Source organism: Mesorhizobium sp. B2-6-2 (assembly GCF_006440615.1).
Lineage (GTDB): Bacteria > Pseudomonadota > Alphaproteobacteria > Rhizobiales > Rhizobiaceae > Mesorhizobium.
Genome location: NZ_VFUG01000001.1, coordinates 684,433 through 703,880, shown reverse-complemented (window position 1 = coordinate 703,880; position 19,448 = coordinate 684,433). Strand labels below are relative to the sequence as shown.

Annotated in this window: 18 protein-coding genes and 1 tRNA gene; 12 read left to right on the top strand and 7 right to left on the bottom strand. The window is 66.4% G+C overall.

Annotated elements, in window-relative coordinates:
- Positions 1 to 73: 73 nt before the first annotated feature.
- Together FJ419_RS03490 and FJ419_RS03485 are read left to right on the top strand one after the other, a co-directional pair.
- Entirely contained in the window at positions 74 to 1,084 is a 1,011-nt protein-coding gene (locus FJ419_RS03490) for a ligase-associated DNA damage response exonuclease (protein WP_140688129.1), read from the top strand.
- Positions 1,085 to 1,148: 64 nt separating this feature from the next.
- The gene (locus tag FJ419_RS03485; RefSeq protein ID WP_140687562.1) at positions 1,149 to 2,750 is read left to right on the top strand and encodes a cisplatin damage response ATP-dependent DNA ligase; all 1,602 of its coding nucleotides are present in this window, start codon (positions 1,149 to 1,151) and stop codon (positions 2,748 to 2,750) included.
- A 439-nt stretch (positions 2,751 to 3,189) separates the two neighbouring features.
- Here FJ419_RS03485 and FJ419_RS03480 read toward each other — a convergent pair whose 3' ends face one another.
- Positions 3,190 to 4,386: a hypothetical protein gene (locus FJ419_RS03480; protein WP_140687560.1), complete on the bottom strand. Its 1,197-nt coding sequence runs from the start codon at positions 4,384 to 4,386 to the stop codon at positions 3,190 to 3,192.
- 337 nt (positions 4,387 to 4,723) lie between these two features.
- Here FJ419_RS03480 and FJ419_RS03475 point away from each other — a divergent pair.
- The 9 genes from FJ419_RS03475 (at position 4,724) to FJ419_RS03435 (ending at position 11,131) form a co-directional block, all read left to right on the top strand.
- A tRNA-Thr gene (locus FJ419_RS03475) sits at positions 4,724 to 4,799 on the top strand.
- Between the two features lie 768 nt (positions 4,800 to 5,567).
- Positions 5,568 to 5,756 carry a DUF2158 domain-containing protein gene (locus tag FJ419_RS03470; protein WP_095766010.1) on the top strand — a complete coding sequence of 63 codons (189 nt, stop codon included), beginning with the start codon at positions 5,568 to 5,570 and terminating at the stop codon, positions 5,754 to 5,756.
- A 156-nt stretch (positions 5,757 to 5,912) separates the two neighbouring features.
- Entirely contained in the window at positions 5,913 to 6,359 is a 447-nt protein-coding gene (locus tag FJ419_RS03465) for an acid-shock protein (protein WP_140687558.1), read from the top strand.
- Positions 6,360 to 6,404: 45 nt separating this feature from the next.
- On the top strand, positions 6,405 to 6,947 hold the full coding sequence (locus FJ419_RS03460) for an RNA polymerase sigma factor (RefSeq protein WP_140687556.1): 543 nt from the start codon (positions 6,405 to 6,407) through the stop codon (positions 6,945 to 6,947).
- 74 nt (positions 6,948 to 7,021) lie between these two features.
- Positions 7,022 to 7,471 (top strand): hypothetical protein, encoded by a 450-nt coding sequence (locus tag FJ419_RS03455; RefSeq protein ID WP_140687554.1) that lies wholly within the window; start codon positions 7,022 to 7,024, stop codon positions 7,469 to 7,471.
- Positions 7,468 to 7,908, top strand: coding sequence for a periplasmic heavy metal sensor (locus tag FJ419_RS03450; protein WP_140687552.1), 441 nt, complete (start codon positions 7,468 to 7,470; stop codon positions 7,906 to 7,908). The genes FJ419_RS03455 and FJ419_RS03450 overlap by 4 nt, the downstream gene beginning before the upstream one ends.
- 107 nt (positions 7,909 to 8,015) lie before the next feature.
- On the top strand, positions 8,016 to 8,303 hold the full coding sequence (locus FJ419_RS03445) for a hypothetical protein (RefSeq protein WP_140687550.1): 288 nt from the start codon (positions 8,016 to 8,018) through the stop codon (positions 8,301 to 8,303).
- Between the two features lie 97 nt (positions 8,304 to 8,400).
- Positions 8,401 to 9,858, top strand: a complete 1,458-nt coding sequence (locus FJ419_RS03440; RefSeq protein WP_246679112.1) for a DUF1800 family protein — start codon at positions 8,401 to 8,403, stop codon at positions 9,856 to 9,858.
- A 34-nt stretch (positions 9,859 to 9,892) separates the two neighbouring features.
- A complete protein-coding gene (locus tag FJ419_RS03435) occupies positions 9,893 to 11,131 on the top strand; it encodes a DUF1501 domain-containing protein (RefSeq protein WP_140687546.1) in 1,239 nt (412 codons plus the stop codon).
- A gap of 360 nt (positions 11,132 to 11,491) precedes the next feature.
- On the opposite strand, the gene FJ419_RS03425 is transcribed toward FJ419_RS03435, so the two are convergent.
- Complete coding sequence (locus FJ419_RS03425; protein WP_140687544.1) at positions 11,492 to 11,755, bottom strand: hypothetical protein; 264 nt, start codon at positions 11,753 to 11,755, stop codon at positions 11,492 to 11,494.
- A 263-nt stretch (positions 11,756 to 12,018) separates the two neighbouring features.
- On the opposite strand from FJ419_RS03425, the gene FJ419_RS03420 reads away from it, so the two are divergent.
- Positions 12,019 to 12,465 carry a pyridoxamine 5'-phosphate oxidase family protein gene (locus FJ419_RS03420; RefSeq protein ID WP_140687541.1) on the top strand — a complete coding sequence of 149 codons (447 nt, stop codon included), beginning with the start codon at positions 12,019 to 12,021 and terminating at the stop codon, positions 12,463 to 12,465.
- A gap of 24 nt (positions 12,466 to 12,489) precedes the next feature.
- Here FJ419_RS03420 and FJ419_RS03415 read toward each other — a convergent pair whose 3' ends face one another.
- From FJ419_RS03415 to FJ419_RS03390, 5 genes are all read right to left on the bottom strand, one after another.
- On the bottom strand, positions 12,490 to 14,064 hold the full coding sequence (locus FJ419_RS03415; RefSeq protein WP_140687539.1) for an indolepyruvate oxidoreductase subunit beta family protein: 1,575 nt from the start codon (positions 14,062 to 14,064) through the stop codon (positions 12,490 to 12,492).
- Positions 14,057 to 16,210: an indolepyruvate ferredoxin oxidoreductase subunit alpha gene (locus FJ419_RS03410; protein WP_140687537.1), complete on the bottom strand. Its 2,154-nt coding sequence runs from the start codon at positions 16,208 to 16,210 to the stop codon at positions 14,057 to 14,059. The genes FJ419_RS03415 and FJ419_RS03410 overlap by 8 nt, the downstream gene beginning before the upstream one ends.
- A gap of 51 nt (positions 16,211 to 16,261) precedes the next feature.
- On the bottom strand, positions 16,262 to 16,744 hold the full coding sequence (locus FJ419_RS03405; protein WP_140687535.1) for a MarR family transcriptional regulator: 483 nt from the start codon (positions 16,742 to 16,744) through the stop codon (positions 16,262 to 16,264).
- A complete protein-coding gene (locus FJ419_RS03400) occupies positions 16,744 to 18,312 on the bottom strand; it encodes an NAD(P)/FAD-dependent oxidoreductase (protein WP_140687533.1) in 1,569 nt (522 codons plus the stop codon). The genes FJ419_RS03405 and FJ419_RS03400 overlap by 1 nt, the downstream gene beginning before the upstream one ends.
- 303 nt (positions 18,313 to 18,615) lie before the next feature.
- The gene (locus FJ419_RS03390) at positions 18,616 to 19,407 is read right to left on the bottom strand and encodes a cyclase family protein (protein WP_140687530.1); all 792 of its coding nucleotides are present in this window, start codon (positions 19,405 to 19,407) and stop codon (positions 18,616 to 18,618) included.
- Between the last annotated feature and the right edge of the window lie 41 nt (positions 19,408 to 19,448).

Below are 19,448 nucleotides of genomic sequence, written 5' to 3'. Positions count from 1 at the left end.
GGGGCTGTAGGACGAGTCAGCAGTCTCTTGCAACAGGCTTCCCGAGGCAAATTTAGCCACTATGTTCAAAGCCATGCGCGCCAGCGACCTGCTCAAGCCCCGGCCGGAGGGCCTCTACTGCCCGCCCGGCGATTTCTTCATCGATCCGGTGCGGCCCGTCGGGCGGGCGCTGATCACGCATGGCCATTCCGACCATGCGCGCTCCGGCCACCGCTCGGTGCTGGCCACGCAAGAGACGCTCGACATCATGGGGCTGCGTTACGGCGCAGATTTCGCCGGAACCACGCAGGCGGCTGCTCTCGGCCAGACAATCGACATCAACGGCGTCGCCGTCACCTTCCATCCGGCGGGGCATGTGCTGGGCTCGGCGCAGATCTGCGTCGAGCATGGGGGCAAGCGCATCGTCGCCTCCGGCGACTACAAGCGGCAGAAGGACGCCACCTGCCTGCCGTTCGAGCCTATCCGATGCGATGTCTTCATCACCGAGGCGACCTTCGGCCTGCCGGTGTTTCGCCATCCGCCGGACCAGGACGAGATCGCGCGCGTGCTCAAATCGGCGGCGCAATTTCCCGAACGCTCGCATCTGATCGGCGCCTATGCGCTCGGCAAGGCGCAGCGCGTGATGCGGCTGTTGCGCGACGCCGGCTACGACAGGCCGGTCTATATCCATGGCGCGCTGGCGAAGCTCAGCGAATATTATCAGAGCCAGGGCATCGATCTCGGCACGATCGAGCCGGCGACGGTTGAAAGCCGCGGCAAGGCCGATTTCACCGGCGCGATCGTCGTCGGCCCGCCGTCGGCGTTCGCCGATCGCTGGGCGCGGCGTTTTCCCGACCCGATCTCCTGCTTCGCCTCGGGCTGGATGCGCATCCGCCAACGCGCCAAGCAAGGCGGCGTCGAGCTGCCGCTGATCATTTCCGACCATGCCGATTGGGACGAGCTCATCATCACGATCAAGGAAACCGGCGCGGCGGAAATCTGGGTCACGCATGGCCGCGAGGAGGCGCTGGTGCGCTGGTGCGAGCTGGAGGGCATCGCGGCGCGGCCGCTGCATCTCGTGGGCTATGAGGACGAGGGCGATTGATGGCATACGCGCATAGCGAAATCGCCTCCGCTGCGCTCTCGCAATTGGCATGGCGCAGCCGCCCATGAACCGCTTCGCCGAGCTTCTCGACCGTCTCGTGCTGACGCCGTCGCGCAACGGCAAGCTGACGCTGCTGACCGACTATTTCCGCAGCGTCGAGGATCCCGATCGCGGGCTGGCGCTCGCCGCCATCACAGGCGATCTCTCGATCGCGGCGGTGAAGCCGGCGATGCTGCGCGCGCTGGTGGTCGAGCGCATGGATCCGGTGCTGTTCGGCTATTCCTACGACTATGTCGGCGACCTCGCCGAGACCGTGTCGCTGGTCTGGCCGCAACCACAAGGGCACATCCCCAATCATGTGCCGACGCTTGCCGAATTGGTCGGCAGACTGCAGGCGGCGAGCCGCTCCGACGGGCCGAAGGTTCTGTCACGGCTGCTCGACGACGCCAGCATCTCGGCGCGCTTCGCCATCATCAAGCTGGTCACCGGGGGCTTGCGCATCGGCGTGTCGGCGCGGCTCGCCAAGCAGGCGTTGGCCGACCTTGGCCAAGTCGACGTCGCTGAGATCGAGGAGCTCTGGCACGGGCTGGCGCCGCCTTACACCGAGCTGTTCGCTTGGCTGGAGGGCCGGGCGGAAAAGCCGACGAGCGCCGCGCTCGCCCTGTTCCGGCCGGTGATGCTGTCCAATGCCGTCGACGATGGCGACCTCGAAAAGCTCGATCCGGCCGATTATGCAGCGGAATGGAAATGGGATGGTATCCGCGTGCAGGCGGTGTGCGAAGGCGGGGTGCGCAGGCTCTATTCGCGCACCGGCGACGACGTGTCCGGCGCCTTCCCGGACCTTGCCGCCGCGATGAATTTCGAGGCGGCGCTGGACGGCGAGCTTTTGGTCGGGGATCCGCGCGAGGCGACCGGAACCTTTTCCGACCTGCAGCAGCGGCTGAACCGCAAGAGTGTGTCGCCAAAAATCCAGCAGCAATATCCGGCCTTCATGCGCTGCTACGACGCGCTGCAGATCGACGGCGAGGACCTGCGCGCGCTGCCCTTCGCCGAGCGCCGCAAGCGGCTCGAGGCTTTCGTCAAAACCCTCGACCCCAGCCGCTTCGATCTCTCGCCGCTGGTTGCGTTCTCCGACTGGGAGACGCTGGAGCGGCTGCGCCAGGCGCCGCCGCATCCGATCATCGAAGGGGTGATGCTGAAGCGCTGGGATTCGCCCTATCTTGCAGGCCGGCCGAAAGGCCCGTGGTTCAAGTGGAAGCGCGACCCGCACACCATCGACGCGGTGCTGATGTATGCGCAGCGCGGCCATGGCAAGCGCTCGAGCTTTTATTCCGACTACACATTCGGCGTCTGGTCCGGTCCTGAGGGATCGGAAGAGCTGGTGTCGGTCGGCAAGGCCTATTTCGGCTTCACCGACGAGGAGCTGAGAGAGATCGACAAATATGTGCGCGACAACACGATCGAGCGTTTCGGGCCGGTGCGCTCGGTGCGCGCCGACCGCAGGAACGGCCTGGTGCTGGAGGTGGCGTTCGAAGGCCTCAACCGCTCGACCCGCCACAAATCGGGCGTCGCGATGCGCTTTCCCCGCATCTCACGGCTGCGTTGGGACAAGCCGGCGGCGGAAGCGGATCGGATAGAGACGCTGCAGGCGCTGCTGGATGGTTAGTTCCCTGACATAGGGATTTTGAAAGGTTGCCGTTTTGTCTTGGTGCAAGATTTTCGGTTCATTGCCGTGAAACCAGCACAAACCGCCGGGGATTGGTTGAAGCCGCCCCAACCTCGTCATTCTATGGCGGAGCAAGGAGCGCAGCGACGCGCGCAGACCATAGAATCCATTCCGTGACTTGGAAGCGCCGCCTCGGTGCAGAATTTTGCTCCGTTGCACGCCTTGGCGAAGGTAACGGCATGGATTCCAGGGTCTTCGCGACGGAGCTTCGCTCCTGCTCCGCCCTGGAATGACGATCGCGATGGGCCAATCTCCAAGGCATGCCACCTGCCAACGCAAACGGAGCCGACCGGTCAAAATCCCGGTGCAGTGGCACTAGAAACCCCAGTCGGCCCAAAGCGCCGGGCGGTGCCGCGTCTACGTAGATAGAGCGGCGCGATCACTCAGCTATCGAGACGCGGATCTCGTAAATATCCACCGACTTGCCCTTCTGGTCGAAATCGGAATTGACGGCGATGGTGCCGGCGGCGCCCGGATGCTTGTTCGGGAACTGCACGTCGAACAGATATTCGTTGCGCTCGTGGCCGACCGCGTAGCGCTTGCGGCCGCAATCGCCGAGATCGCCGAAATTGCAGTCGATCGATATCTGCGTCTCCTTGCCTTCTTCCGAACGGGCGACGATGTCGAACATGGCATGCTTGCCGGCAAGCTTCTCCAGCACGCCCTGGCCGACATCGAAGGCAATGGCCGAACCCGACGCGCCCGAGCGGATGCGCAGGAACTGGCCGGTGTCGTCCTTCATCACCTCGGCGGCGGCGTCGGACGGCGCGCTGACATGGGTCGGGTCGGCGGGCGAGAAGACGTTGATCCAGTTCTTCGACTGGGCGGCCTCGTCCGGTTTCTGCGGCGAGCCTGGCTCGGTCGGCTGCGAGGAGTCCTCGTCGTCCAGCGTCGGCGCCGGCTCCGGCGGGCCCGTATTGAGCTCGGCTGCCGTCTTGAAGACACCGGTCTGCTTGGCGAAGTAGAGGCCGATGCCGGCGGCCGCGAGCAATGTCGCGACGACGAAGATCGCGGTGAGCGGCAAGCGCCGGCCCCTGATCCGCCGCTCGTCGCGGTCGGGCGCGACCTGCGCGCCGTTGCCGACGGGAGCATCTGGCGAATCATCGAGCGAGGGCGCGTCGGGAAGCGCTGTCTCATCCGGCATGATGTCGGGCACGCGCGGCAGCACGCGCGCACGCGGCCGGTCCGAAGCATCGGGCTGGACCGGGCCGTCGACGGTGATCGAGGGCGAGGGCGCGGTTTGCGACGGCGGCAGCGGCGCGTCGACAGACGGCGCGGCCGATATGGCCGGTGCGTCGACGCGCGGATCCGGCGCGCCATTGCCGGCGGGCGCGACGTTTTCCGGCGGCAGCGTCACATCCGGGACGGCCGGCAGGAACTCCGATTCGATCTCGGTGATCTTGGCCTGGACTGCCTTGCGGCGGCTGATGGCGGCCTCGACCGTGACGTTCGGATTGGCCTGCAGGACGCGGTCGAGCGCGGCAAAGGCCGATCGATAGACCTTCTCTCGGAACGCCCGGTCCTCGGCATTGCCTTTCTCGAAGGCATTGCGGATCGCTTTCTCGATGGGGTCCAAGCGAGCTCCCTCTGCGCGTTCGCTCCCGGTTGTCTGGTCGTCGGCCGCAGACGACCAATCGATCAACGGCGAGCGGCTGCCTTGCCGGCCAAAGCCATTTCGGCATTTTTTGTTGAAGAATCAACATTTTTCGTCACCGCGGCTGCAGCCGCGCCGGCCAGCCGAATGCGAAGGACCGCTTACCCGCACGCCGCCGCGGGCCGCGCCGGCGCCCGTCACGCGGTAACCGTAGATCGGAATTGCCGTCGGCAAGGCCGGAATTCACCGCTGCCCATCTTGAATTAGCGAGCGGTTGAGTCTATCACCCAGCCCATTCTGGAAGCTCAGCGCTTCCCGGGCCGCTTTAGCTCAGTTGGTAGAGCACATCATTCGTAATGATGGGGTCGCGTGTTCGAGTCACGCAAGCGGCACCAAAAATTCTCCACGAGAACCAAACAATTAGCGGAGGCCGAGCGCTTGAGCGGTCTGCCGTGAACCATGGGCAATGGGGCGGGTGACAAAAGATCACCGGCGGGGGCAACCTGCCCCAACGGAATAAGGGGCTATATCTTTGGTCCTTTCGGACCAATGCGTTCGGCAGGATGGACCTCGGTCGATTGTGGGCTGGCGGGCAAATCAGACAGACTCGCGATCGCACCGGCTGATAACCCCAAGCCCCCCGCCCTATCGGTCGGTGCATGCCCGGCTTGCGGACCTCAAAATCCTAACCACAAAAGCGAGCCGGGCTTCCATCCGCGTGCCCGTGCCGAGACGCAATTTGTCGGAAATGCAATGAGGAGTTGGACGGTCTATCACGTCGATTTCAGAGCAGCGGGCAGCAGACCGCTTCTGACTGAAATCGGAAGCGTTGAAGCAGACAATCTTTTGGCAGCGGTGACGAAGGCACAAGCATTGTGGCCCGATGAAAAGTCCATGACCGTCCGCCCATCCGAAGACAGCCAATCGGCACAGCCGCCGGGTCCACAGCGCGACACCGATTGAATCCGAGGAGCGATCGGGCCGCCCGCTTCAACTCCAAAACCTCGACATGATCTGGCCACGCCTACGGTGCTACCCGGCCTGTCACAAAAGCGGCAGCATCCTCACGCCTTCCCAGGCTGCACCACGTGGTCGGCGCATCTCGGCCATTGTCGGGAGTAGCCGTTGGTGGGAAACTCCCTTCGTCAGCATGGGAGGTCGAAATGCCCAATAGTTTCAAGACCGGAGACGTCGTCAGGCTGAAATCCGGAGGCCCGGAAATGACCGTCAGCGACGGGGCGGCGTCCGGCACGTATCTGTGCCACTGGTTCAACCGCGAGGGCGACGTCTGGACGCCGCAGCATGCCGGCTTCAAGCAGGACCAGTTGGTGGCGGTCGACCAGCCGAGATAGTCGTCGCCTCCTGTCCTTAGCAATCCTTCGGTCAGGCTGCGCCGGATCCGGTCGGCTTGTTGTCGGGTCGAAAAAGGACCGACGGATTTTGCTCTGTCTCGCGTTCAACGGCTGAAGCGTGGCCGCCAATGGCCGCGCCCAACCGGAGACGAGAGCATGATCCGCCCCACCATATTCGTCGTTGCCCTTGGCTTGCAGACCGCGTTCGCGGTCGCCCAGACAGCGACGCCCACACCTGCCCCCGCGCCGGCCCAGACGACGCCGGACACGTCGGCTGCCGCCAAGTCGGACCTCAGCAAGTCCGGCCTGACACTGGCAAAGTTCGAGGCGCGCCGGGAGAAGGCGTTCATCCGGGCCGACAACGACAATGACGGCAAGGTCAGCCTCGCCGAATGGACCGCTTTCCAGACCGCGCGCAAGACCAAGGGCGATCCGGCCAAATCCTTCGCGCGCATGGACACCAACAAGGACGGCTTCGTCGACAGGGGCGAGCTCGACGCCTTTCTCGCCAAGCGCTTCGCCAGGCTCGACGAGAATAGCGACGGCGTGCTCGGCGCCGACGAGAGGCCGGGCCATAAAACCGCTCCCAATCAGGAGCAATGACCAAGAGGCTATGCCGCACAATGACAGCCGCGAGCGTCCCGATTGATGGGCGCCGATCCGGACGAGGAACTGGTACGCCGCATCGGCGCCGGCGACACCGCCGCGGTGCAGGCGATGGTGGCGCGCAAGCTGCCGCGCATCCTGGCCCTGGCCACCAGGATGCTTGGCGACCCGGCGGAAGCAGAGGACGTCGCCCAGGAGACTTTCGTGCGCATCTGGCGCCACGCCTCCGGCTGGCGCCAGGGGCATGCACGCTTCGACACCTGGATTCACCGTGTCGCGCTCAACCTCTGCTACGACCGGCTGCGGCGCCGGCGCGAATGGACGACGGACGAGCTGCCGGAGGTGGCGGACGAGACGCCGCTTCCCGACGCCATGCCGGGCGACGACGAGCGCAGGGTCAACCAGGCGCTGCAGCGCATCGCGCCGCGCCAGCGCGAAGCGATCGTGCTGGTGTATTATCAGGAGCTGTCCAACATCGAGGCCGCCGGCGCCATGCAGGTCAGTGTCGATGCGCTGGAAAGCCTGCTCGCGCGAGGCCGTCGCGCTTTGCAGGCCAAGCTCGTCGGAGACGATGGCAATGACTGAGACAGCAAAGGCATTGCCGGCGTTGCGGGCAAGGACGTGGGGGACCACATCGGGATGGCGGAAGGGGGAATGGGATGGCTGAGAAGAGAACGGAAGGGCGGATGGATGCCGGGCGCTTCGCCGCGCTGGCGGATACCTATGGCGGCGCATTGCATCGCTGGCCGCCGGCCGAACAGGCGGCCGCGATGCTGTTTGCCGATACCGAGCAGGGCCGAGCCATCCTGGCGCGCGCCGGCAGGCTCGACGCCATCCTCGACCGGCATCGCGTCGAAGCACCCGCCCCGACGCTCCATCGCGCCATTGTCGCCCGGGCAGCGACCGAGGTCAGGCAGGCCCGCCGCCGGCGGTTCTGGTGGCTGGGCTTCGGGCTTGCCGGTGTCGGCCTGGCCGGCGCCGTGGCCGGCCTGGCGCTGGTGACCGTCGTCAACCCGGATATGCAGCCCGACCATTATGTGATGGATGCCAACGCGACGTCGTTCGGCGATGCCAGTCCCGATGCCGATCCTTACGAGGAAGACCTATGAGCCCCCGTCTTGTCGCGGCATCGCTGGTGCTGAATGTCTTTCTGATCGGCGCGGTGGCCGGCGGCGCCGGCTGGTTGATCGGCAAATCGAATCCGGGCTATTCGCTGGAATCGGCCGGCGGCCGGTTGCCTGCCGCCGACCGCAAGGTCTTCCGCCAGGCGTTGCGCGAGGTTCGCCGCGAATCGCGCGACGTGATCCTCGACGGCCAGGCCGCAAGGCGCGAGGCGGCGAACCTCCTGCAACAGCCGACCCTCGACACCAACGCGCTTGCCGCCGCCCTGGAGCGCGCGCGCAATGCCGATGTCACTGTGCGCACCAGGCTCGAGCAACGCATCATCGAGTTCGCCGCATCGGGCTCGCCGGAAGACCGCCGGCTGCTGGCCGACGCCCTGCTTCGGCGTGCCGGCAGGCAGCCACCCGCAAAAAAATCGCCATAGGCAGCGACGGAAAGGGCGACCGCGCTCCGTTCAAGGAAAAGAGGGACAGGCCTGCGACCGCCTTGGCGGCAGGTTCTCTTCAACCTCGAAACTTTCGGGAGTATCCCATGAACAGTCTGACGAAATATTCGATCGCGGCCGCGCTCGCCATCGGCGGAACGGCGGCCGCAAGCGCCGCCTCGGCGATGCCGATCGCACCGGTTGCGCCCTCACCGGCGCTTGTCGAGCACGTCGCCTGGGGCTGCGGTCCGGGCTGGCATCCCAACCACTGGGGCCGCTGCGTGCCCAATCGCCGCGTGATCTATCCCGGCTATTACTATTGGGGCGGACCGCGCGTCTATATCGGCCCGGTCTGGCATCCCTACCATCGCTGGCACCACTGGCGCCGCTGGTAACAACCCTTCACGATGCCGGTGCTGCGGCCGGCATCGTGAGTATCCCCGATAATCCATGAAACCGACGCGATCTGCGCCGGCTTCAACGGAGGCTTTGTTGGCCGCACCATTTGCAAATTCCGTTTCGCCGGACCCCGCCCTGGTGGCGCTCAACCGCTTCGGCCTCGGCGCGAAACCCGGCGCCGAGTTTGGCAAGATCGCCGCCGATCCGCGCGGCTACCTCGAGGCCGAGCTCAAGCAGCAGGACATCGCGCTCATTTCCCCCGACGACCCGCGGAATGCCGGGCTGCTGGACAGCACCGCGGCGATCCAGGCCAGCATGGCGGCGGCCATGGAGCGCAAGGCGGCGCGGGATAAGAAGGCGGCGGCCGCCATGCAGCCGATGGCGGCGGATGATCCAGCCGGCCCGGCAGCGACACAAGCCAAACCCGCGGTGCCACGTGTCGAGGCCGATATCTATCGCGACGAGGCGCAGGCCCGGTTCGACAAGGCGATCGCCGCGATACCCGGTTTTGTAGAAAGGCTGGTCGGCTTCTGGTCGAACCATTTCTGCGTTTCCGTCGCCAAGGCACCGGTCGTGCGGGCATGCGCCGGCGCCTTCGAGCGCGAGGCGATCCGCCCCTTCGTGCTCGGCCGCTTCGCCGACATGCTTTTGGCCGTCGAGCACCATCCGGCCATGCTGTTCTATCTCGACAACCGGCAGTCCATCGGCCCCGATTCCCGCGCCGGCAAGCGGCGCGGACGCGGCCTCAACGAGAATCTCGCCCGCGAGATCCTGGAGTTGCACACACTGGGCGTCGGCAGCGGCTATGCCCAGGCCGACGTCACCAGTTTCGCGAACATGCTGACCGGCTGGACGATGGCCGGGCGCGAGGGGCGATTGGGCGAGCCGGGAAGCTTCGTCTTCAACGCCAACGCGCATCAGCCGGGCCAAGCGGTGCTACTCGGCAAGACCTATCCCGACGGCGGCATGGGCCAGGCGGAGGCCGCGCTCAACGACATTGCCCGTCACCCGGCCACCGCGCAGCACATCGCCAGCAAGCTTGCTCGCCATTTCATCGCGGACGATCCGCCCGAAGCGGCGGTCGCCCGCCTGGCAGCGGCCTTCACCAAGACCGACGGCGACCTGCGCGCGATCGCGTTGACGCTGATCGACATGCCCGAAACCTGGTCGACGCCGCTCACGAAGCTGCGCTCGCCCTTGGACTATGTCGTGGCGCTGCGGCGGGCGGTCGGCGCCACCGCCGGCAACGAACCGCAACGGTCGCTTCGCTGGCTGAGCGTGCTCGGCGAACCCTTGTGGCGACCGCCGGGGCCGAACGGCTTTTCCGACCGGACGGACGCATGGGCCTCGGCCGAGGGCCTCAAGACGCGGCTGGACATTGCCTGGCAGGCGGCGAAGCAGGCGGACGATATCGGCGATCCCGACGAGATGCTGGCATCGCTGATCGGCACGTCCGTGTCGGCCGAGACGCGGCAGGCGATTTCGCGCGCGGAGTCCCGGCAGCAAGGCCTGGCGCTGTTGTTGATGGCGCCGGAATTCCAGCGCCGGTAATTCCAGCGCCGATAGCAGAAATGGAGATGCAGCCATGAGCCTTCTTTGCGAAACCCCCAGCCTGTCCCGCCGCGCGGTGCTGATGACCGGCGGCGCGCTGTTTGCCTGGGCCTATCTGCCGCGCTTTGCCCGCGCGGCCGATAAGCGCGACCCGCGCCTGATCGTCATCGTGCTTCGCGGCGCGCTGGACGGGCTGTCGACCGTCGGGCCGGTGGGCGATCCGGATTATGCCGGCCTGCACGGCGATATCGCGCTTTCGCTCTCGGGCGCCAACCCGGCATTGCCGCTCGACGGTTTCTTCGCCGTCAACCCGGCGATGCCGGTGTTCGCGCGCCTGTTCAAGGCAGGCCGGGCGGCGGTCGTGCACGCGGCCGCGACCGGCTACCGCGAGCGCTCGCATTTCGACGGCCAGGACGTGCTTGAAAGCGGCCTGCCGGGCCCCGGCAACGCGACCACCGGCTGGCTCAACCGAGCGTTGGCCAGCCTGCCGGCGGGCGAGCGCGTGGCGAGGCTCGGCGGGCTGGCGGTCGGGCCGTCGACGCCGCTGGTGATCCGTGGTGCAGCGCCCGTGCTCGGCTGGGCGCCGCAGGCGCTGCCGACGCCCGGCGTCGCCTTGGCGGAGCGTGTGCTCGACCTCTACAACCATCGCGATCCTGCGCTGGCGGCCGTGCTTCAAAAAGGGCTCGACGCCGACCGGATGGCGGTGGGCGACCAGTTCGACGGCAAGACGATGAAGCCGAAGGCCGGCCTCGACAACGCCGCCGGCATGCGGCAGTCGGCGCAAGGCGCGGCGCGGCTGATGGCGGCCGACGACGGGCCGCGCATCGCGGCGCTCGCCTTCGACGGCTGGGATACGCATGTCAACGAAGGCGGCGCCACAGGGCGGCTCGCCAATCTGCTCGGCGGCCTCGACGGGGCGTTCGAGGAGCTTGAGAAGGGGCTTGGCGAGCGTTGGCGCGACACGGCGGTCGCCGCGATCACCGAGTTCGGCCGCACGGCGCGCATCAACGGCACTGTCGGCACCGATCACGGCACCGGCACGGTGGTGCTGCTCGCCGGCGGCGCGATCAAGGGCGGCCGCGTCATCGCCGACTGGCCGGGGCTGAAGGCGGCGCAGCTCTACGAACAGCGCGACCTCGCGCCGACCAGCGATGTGCGCGCGGTGCTGAAGGGGCTGCTGGCCGACCAGTTCGGGCTTTCCGCTGCGGTGCTCGGCGACAAGGTGTTTCCGGAGTCGGCGGCGGTGAAGCCGATGCGGGATCTGGTGGCTTGAGTCGTGAGTTTGCCGGTCAGCGACAGGCGACCGTGCAACGATCGGTGGCGCAAGTTGAGATAAGTCGCGATCCTTCGCGCCCCCCTCTGTCCTGCCGGACATCTCCCCCACTTGGGGGGAGATTGGCAGCTTTGGCGCCGCGCTCATTTCTGCGACGTTGAAAATGGTACGGCGCTGGCGATTGGCGAAAGCCGGCGTGACGGCTGATCTCCCCCCTCGTGGGGGAGATGTCCGGCAGGACAGAGGGGGGCGCTGTCCCGCCGGCTTCTCTCTCTTTGGCCTGTCTGAACCCTCGCGCGGGAACCTCAACAAAACGCCCGCGCCGTCTCAAGCGCGGGCGTCGATCCTCTCGACGGATCATCAGCTCCAATAGCCGGGGTGCCAACGGCCGTGATACCAGAAACCAGGATGCCAATGGCGTACCGGCCGGATGAACCGGCGGCCGATGGGCACGCATCTGCCCCAACGGTTCACGTGCCAGCCGGGACCGCAGCGCCAGCCGACGGCTTCGATGGGCAGCGGCGAAGCAGCTGGCTTGGCCATCGGCATAGCCTGCGAGCCGACACTGGACAGCAGCAACGTGCCGGCGGCCATCGCGAGAGGCAGAAAATATCTCGTCATCATAAGGTTCGTCTCCGTAATTATCCCTACCGCCGTGAAACGGAGGACAGAGCCGAATTCCGTCGGAGCGGTTTGGATCACATCTTCGTTAGACCAATTCGCCACGCAGTTTCGGTCGGTGCGGCTCTGCAAAGCATGGCTGGCCTTCGCCCATAACGAATTGATCCATATCAACGAGACAGGACGCGTCCTGAGCTAGCATTGGAAGAACCGACCGACAAAAATTCTCGAGGCCGAAGGCCGGCTGAAAACGGGAGATCATGCCGATGATGATCCGCACACTCTCCACCCTGGAATGCACGAAATTTCTGGCGGCCAACCGCACCGGACATCTGGCCTGCGCGAAGGATGGGCAGCCCTACGTCGTGCCCTTCAACTACGCCTATGCCGACAGCCACCTCTATGCCTTCTCCCTGCTGGGCAAGAAGATCGACTGGATGCGGGAGAACCCCCTGGTCTGCGCGCAGGTTCAAGAGCACACGCAAGGGCGCGGCTGGAGAAGCGTGATCGTCGAGGGCCGCTATGAGGAACTGCCGGACCGGGTCGGTCACAAGGTCCAGCGCGACCATGCATGGGCGGTGCTGAGCAAGCACACGGAGTGGTGGGAACCCGGCGCGCTCAAGCCCGTCGCGCCTCCAGTGTCGGACAGCCTGCCGCACGTCTTTTTCCGGATCCTCGTCGAACAAGTCTCGGGACGGGAGGCGAGCGAATAGGCTGCTCGACGGTTATTAAGCCGGCTATCCGCCCAGCGTCGCCACGGTCTTCAGCGCGCCGTCCAGCATGTCGCCCTTTTCGTCCTTCAGCGCCGCCTCGCGCAGGCGGCGGATCCAGTCGGCGGCGTCATCCCTGCCCTTGAGCATGGGAAGCGCCGAGAGCACGCGGTCGAATTTCGACCGGGCGCGGGCATGGGTGTCGCTGTAGCCCTTGATCAGCCGGCGGCAGTTCAGGATTTCGGTGGCAAGCGCATAATCCTGCCGCACATAGCCGAGCGCCAGGTCGTACCAGCGCTCCAAATGCGCGACCTCTATCCGATGGCGCAGCAGGCGGCGGCGCCAGCGGCGCAGCCCGCCGATGAACCACAGCATGGCGAAGCCGGTGAAACTGTCGGTGCGGATGTGGCGGCCGCGATTGATGCGGCGGTCGAGGAAAGCGGCGAGCTTGGGCCGGTTCTCGATGTAGCTTCCGAGCCCCGCCGGCAGCGTGCCGCAGAATTCCTCGATGCGCGGATGGAAATATTCGGTCACCTGCAGGACCGAGCCTTCCTTGACGCCAACCTCCTTGCGCACCCGCTTGTCACGGGTCGAGCGCGTCTTCAAATCGGCGACGCGGATCATGTCGTCGTAGCACATGGCGTTGGCGAGATGCTTTGCCGCGGCGACCGACAGCGTGTAGCCGCGCTCCGCATTGTCCAGCGCCACCGCCTTGTCCAGCCGGTCGAGATATTCGCCGCCATAGGCGATGTCCTGGTAATCGACGACCTTCTTCAGGCCGCGCTCGGCCATGTCGCGCAGCGGTTCCGGCAGCAGCGCGACGCGGGCGGCAAGCGTCTGCCAGCCCTTGACGAGGGTTTCCGGTCCACTGACCTTCGCCGTCGACTTGGGCTGGGCAACGGCGGGTTCCGCCGCCGCCTTTTCGCCGGCCGGCGCTGCCGCGATCCCGCGCGCGCGGTCGTAAGCCGCACCGAAGGCGGCGAGGCTCGGCTTGACGCCACGGCCGCCGGCGCCGATCGCCTGCTCGTAAGTTTCGCGGGTGAAGGGCAGCGCGTCGGAACCGGCCAGCGCGCCAAGCAGGCTGGCCGAGATCATGGTGCCGTTGTCGGCGGCGATCTTTTCCATGTCGAAGGCAATGAAGCGCCTGGCCGCCGCTTGGGCCGTCGCGTGCACCTTTTCCGACGAGGCGCGGCCGTCGCCCGGCTCGATCTTTTCCGAGACGGCGGCGATACGGTGCGAAGACGTGATCAGCGTCGTGCGCTCGGGCGTGACGAAACCGCGGATGATGGCGCGGCCGGCTTCCATCAGCTCGGCGGCGATCAGGATATCGACGTCGCCCTGCGACGGCGACAGCGCGAAGACCGGCAGCCGGCCGGTGTCGCGGGCCATCTCGATATAATAGATCGTGGCGCCGGTGCGCTGGGCGACGCCAGCCACGGAGGTCGATTGGGCGATATAGCCGTTGCGCTCGGCGACGTCGGTGATCCAGTCGGCGAGCACGCCGCCGCCCTGCCCGCCGACCGCGAGCACGGCGAGTTTTATCACCCGCTCGTCGTTTGAAGCGCCCGTCTTCGGGCGCAGCGCTGCGCTGGGGTCAAGCATCGGCGAACATCAAGCGGCGGCTCTCCCGGCGGCGCTGCAACAGGCCGATCGCGGCGCGGCGCGCGGCTTCCAGGAAACGGTCCCAGCGGCCGGGATTGTGGACGACATCGGCGCGGTAGAAGGACGGGCAGAGCACGGCCGCATCCGCCACCTCGCCGCAATTGCCGCAGCCGACGCAATTCTGGTCGATCGAGGCGACAGGATCGTCGCGCAGCGGATCGTCGAGCGACTTGACCGACAGAGACGGGCAGCCGGACAGCCGCATGCAGGCGTGGTCGCCGGTGCAGATGTCCTCGTCGACGCCGAATTTCGGTTTCACCACGCGCTCGCCGCCCTTAATCGCCTTGTCGACCAGCGGCTTCTCGCGGCGCTGGCGGTTGAGCATGCATTCGGACGAGGCGACGATGACCTTCGGCCCCTTCTCCTCGGTGGTCAGCGCCTCGCGCAGCGCGGCTTGCATCTTGCCGACATCATAGGTGCGGTCGATGTGGCGCAGCCATTTGACGCCCATGCCCTTCACCGCTTCATCGATCGGATGCTTGGTCGACTTGGTGCGGTTGTTGGCGCGCGAGGACAGGATGTCCTGGCCGCCGGTGGCGGCGGAGTAGAAATTGTCGACGATGACGATGACGCCGTCATTCTTGTTGAAGACAGCATTGCCGATCGAGGAGGTCAGCCCGTTGTGCCAGAAGCCGCCGTCGCCGACGAAGGAGATCGAGCGGCGTTTGGCGTCGGGCGAGTTGAAGGCGGAAGCCGAGGCCGGCCCGAGCCCATAGCCCATGGTGGTGGCGCCGAGCTCGAAAGGCGGCATGATCGAGAACAGATGGCAGCCGATGTCGGAGGCGATGTGATGCTTGCCGAGCTCCTGCTCGACCAGCTTCGTCGCGGCGAATATCGGCCGCTCCGGGCAACCGATGCAGAAGCCCGGCGGACGTCCAGGAACGACATTGATGAGGTCGGCCGTGTCGACGCCCTCGCCCGCCTTGTTCGGCGCGCGCACCTCGCCCGGCAGCAGATGCGGCGCGTGCGCCCGCAGGAAGGAGCCGATGCCGTCGAGCATCACCTGCCCGGTATATTCGCCGGCCATCGGCAGATGTTCCTTGCCGACCAGCTTCGTGCCGCGCCCGGCCTTGTGCAGCATCGCGGCAAAGGCCTGCTCGATATAATTGGGCTGGCCTTCCTCGACGACCAGCACCGCCTGCTTGCCTTCGCAGAAGGCGAGAAACTCATCGTCGACCAGCGGGTAGACGGCGTTGAGCACGTAAAGCGGCACGTCGGTCTCGCCATAAGTGTCGGCAAGGCCGAGCCGCTGCAGCGCGCGGATGACCGAATTATACATGCCGCCCTGCATGACGATGCCGACCGAGCCATGGTCCGAGCCGAAGATCTCGTTGATCTTGCGGTTTTTGATGAAATCGACTGCCGCCGGCCAGCGCTTGGCTACCTTTTCCTTCTCATGCAGGAACGAGGCGGGCGGCAGCACGATGCGGCCGGTGTCGCGGCGGGGCGCGGTAAGCGCATCGGCGACAGACATCGGCGGGCGCTTGTTGTCCTTGGCGATGAAATGGCCGTGGACGTGGCAGCAGCGGATTCGCACCTGCAGCATCACCGGCGTGTTCGACACCTCGGACAGCTCGAAGCCGTCCTCGACCGCCTTGACGATCGAGGGCAGGTTCGGGCGCGGGTCGAGCAGCCAGACCTGGCTCTTCATGGCGAAGGCATGGCTGCGCTCCTGCATGATCGAGGAGCCCTCGCCATAGTCCTCGCCGACGATGATCAGCGCGCCGCCGGTGACGCCGCCGGACGCCAGGTTGGCGAGCGCGTCGGATGCGACATTGGTGCCGACCGTCGACTTGAATGTGGCCGCGCCCCGGATCGGGTAATGCACGGAGGCGGCAAGCATGGCGGTAGCAGTCGCTTCGGAAGCGCTCGCCTCGAAATGCACGCCGAGCTCGCCCAGGATGTCCTGCGCGTCGGCCAGAACGTCCATCAGATGGCTGATCGGCGCGCCCTGGTAGCCGCCGACATAGCCGACGCCGCATTGCAAGAGCGCCTTGGTGATGGCGAGGATGCCCTCGCCGGCGAATTCCTCGCCGGCGCCAAGCCTCAGCTTTTCAACTTCCTTGGCAAAAGACCGTTCGGCCATCTCCGCCTCCTTCCGTTGCCGTCTTCCCGCTGCCACGGGCGGCGCGTACATCTAGATCTCGTGCTTGCGGATGTTCTTCAGCATTTTTTGCAGCGTCGCGATCAGCGCGGCGTATTCGGCATCGTCGATACCGTCGAACATGGCTTCGAAAGCGTCATGCATTGCGGGCCAGGCGCGGGTGAACAGCGCTCGCCCGTCACCGGTAAGAAAAACATGGCGGATGCGGCTGTCGGTGACGCCCTGCTCGCGCCGCACCAGGCCTTGGCCTTCCAGCGAGTCGAGCGTGCGGCTCAAGGTCGACTGCTCGATGACCGTGTAGACCGACAGGTCGTTGACGGTGACGCCGTCGGCGACCGACAGCACGGCGAGCGTGCGCACCTGCGGGATGGTCAGGCCCTGCTTGCGGAAGTCGTCGCGCAAAGTGGCGTTGTAGCGGCCCATGATGCGGTTCATCAGATAGGGCGCGAATTGCTGCAGGCCGATCTGGCCGAGGGTCGAGATGCGCTGGCGCTTTTCGGCGAGCTTCTGTTCCATCACAGCCTCCCCGCCAGCAGAAAGCCGGAGCCGCCGCCGAGGCCCGCGCCCGGATGGGTCGAGGCGCCGATGTGATAGAGACCCTTGATGCCGGTCTCGTGGTTGCGGCTGGCCTTGAACGGCCGCCATAGGAAGGACTGGTCGATGGTCGACGAGCCGCCATAGGGATCGCCGCCGACAAGGTTGACGTTCATGGCTTCGAGATCGGCCGGCGAATAGGCGCGGCGCGCAATGACCGTCTCGCGGAAACCGTCGATGTGGTTGGCGAGGATCGCCTCGACGCGGTCTGCATAGGCCTCGCGCAGCGCGTCGCTCCAGCGGCCGTCGGCCGGCGCTTCAAGCTTGCCGGCGGCATCGCCCTTGATGTGGCGCGGCGCCTCCGGCAGTTGCAGCCACAGGATTGCCTTGCCATCGGGGCAGCGCGACGGGTCGAGCACGTGCGGCTGGCCGACGCAGATGGTCGGCACTTCCGGCAGCAGGCCGCGCACCGCCTCGTTGCAGGCTTTCGACACGCCATCCAAACCCGGCGTCAGATGCAGCAGCGCCACCTTGTCGAGGCCCTCGCCGCGCCAGGCCGGCGGCTTGTCCAGCGCATAGTGGATCTGGAAATTGCCCTTGCCGTAGCGATAAACGCGCGTCGCTTCGACATCGCATTTTGGAGCCGTGTCGCCGAGCAGGCGGCCGTAGAGCTGCGTCGGCGTGACCGAGCAGATGACGCTTTTCGCCGCTGTCAGCGTCTCGTCGGAGGCGAGCCGCACGCCGCTGGCGCGTCCGCCGGTCTGGACGATCGAGACGACGTCGGCGTTGACGCGGATCTCGCCGCCGCGTTCCCTGATCAGCGCCTCGAAGGCGGCGAGCAGGTTTTTCGCGCCGCCTTTGACGATCGGCGCGCCGGCGGCCTCCAGCGCGAAGGCGATGACCTTGGCGATCTGGCCGGAGAAGGCGTCTTCCGGGCCGAGCCCGGCATGCAACACCCAGGGCGCCCAGAGCGCGCGGACGATGTCGGATGTGTAAGTCGTTTCCAACCAAGCCCTCGCGGGCACCAGCGCCTCGCCCATGAAAGCGGCAAGATCGCGCGGGCCGCGCCGCCAGGCCTCGCCGGCGATGAGCTTGGTCGTCGGATAGGACCAGAGCGCGCCGCCGAGCAGGCCGAAGAGCAGCCCCGCATTGCGCTCGACGCTACTGACGTCAGCACCGTGGCGGTCGCCGTCGCCGGCGATCTTGTTCAGCGCCGCGATGTTGGCGGCACGGTCGGTGGTGAGCACGGCATGGCTGCCGTCGGGCGTGAGCACGCCCGTCGGGGTGGCGGTGTGGCAGAACTCCAGCCCATGCCGCGCAAGGTCCTTGCCGAGCGCGCCAAAGGCCGGCGAGGTGATGAACAGCACGAAGGTCGTGGCCATCACGTCATGGACGAAGCCTGGCGCCGTGACCTCCTCGGTGCGCACGCAGCCGCCGATGCGGTCGTTGCGCTCGAGCACGAGCACGTTCGCGCCCTTGGCGCCAAGCATCGCCGCGCAGACGAGGGCGTTGATGCCGCTACCGACGATGATGTGATCGGGGGCGGTCATTGGAGGCTCGCGGGTACGAGGGCGTCAATCGCGCGAAGCCGAGTTCCTTCGCGCCCCCCTCTGTCCTGCCGGACATCTCCCCCACGAGGGGGGAGATCAGCCGTCATCGCGGCTTTCGCCAATTGTCCACGTCCCAGGATCGAGCTAGGCGCCGAAACTGCCAATCTCCCCCCAAGTGGGGGAGATGTCCGGCAGGACAGAGGGGGGCGCCGTAGAGCGCTGACGCCACGGGATGGTCGCCCCCACTTCGTCATCAGAGTTTCGCCCGCAAGCATGATCTTCTCCCGAAGACCGCCGCCTCGCCTATTGGCCCGGCACCAGCGCCAATGCCCGGATCGGGCTGCCGGTGCCGTGCTCGATCTTGAGCGGCGCGGCGATCAGGATCGCGCCTTTCGGCGGCAGCTGGTCGAGGTTGCAGAGGCTCGCCAGGCCATAGCGGTTGGCCTTGTGCATCAGCGTGTGGGCCGGGAATGGCGGCTCCATGCCGCCGGCCTTGCCGGCGTCGGTGCCGATCGTCTCCGAGCCCCAGCCCTTGATGTCCTTGGATATCAGGAACTGGATGGCTTCCGCGGTCGGGCCGGGCGTGTGCGGGCCGGTTTCGTTGGCATTGAGGAACTCGGCTTCCGAGCCGTTGCGCTTATACCAGTCGGTGCGCATCACAACCCACTCGCCGGGGTTGATGGCGCCGTGCCTGGCTTCCCAGGCCTTGATGTGGTCGACGGTGAGCAGGAAATCGTGGTCCGCGGCGGATTCTTTCGAGCAGTCGATGACGTTGACCGGGCCGATGAAGTTCTGCGCCGGAATGGTGTCGGTGGCGCCGTCCGGATAGTCCTTGCCGGTGATCCAGTGCTGCGGCGCGTCGAAATGCGTGCCCGAATGCTCGCCGAGCTTCAGCCAGTTCCAGGCCCACCACGGGCCGTTCTTGTCGTATTTGGAGATCTCGTGGATCTCGACCTTCGGCGTGTCGACGGCGAGCTCCGGCGGCAGCTTGATCAGCGGCGTGCTCGGCCCGAGCGGCGCCGTCAGGTCGACCACCTTGATGGCGCCCGAAAGCAGCTGGCTGGCGACCTCGCCGAGGAGTTTCTGCGTGTCCATGGTCTTTTGTTCCCTCTTGTTCGTGACCTTCAAGGCTCGTT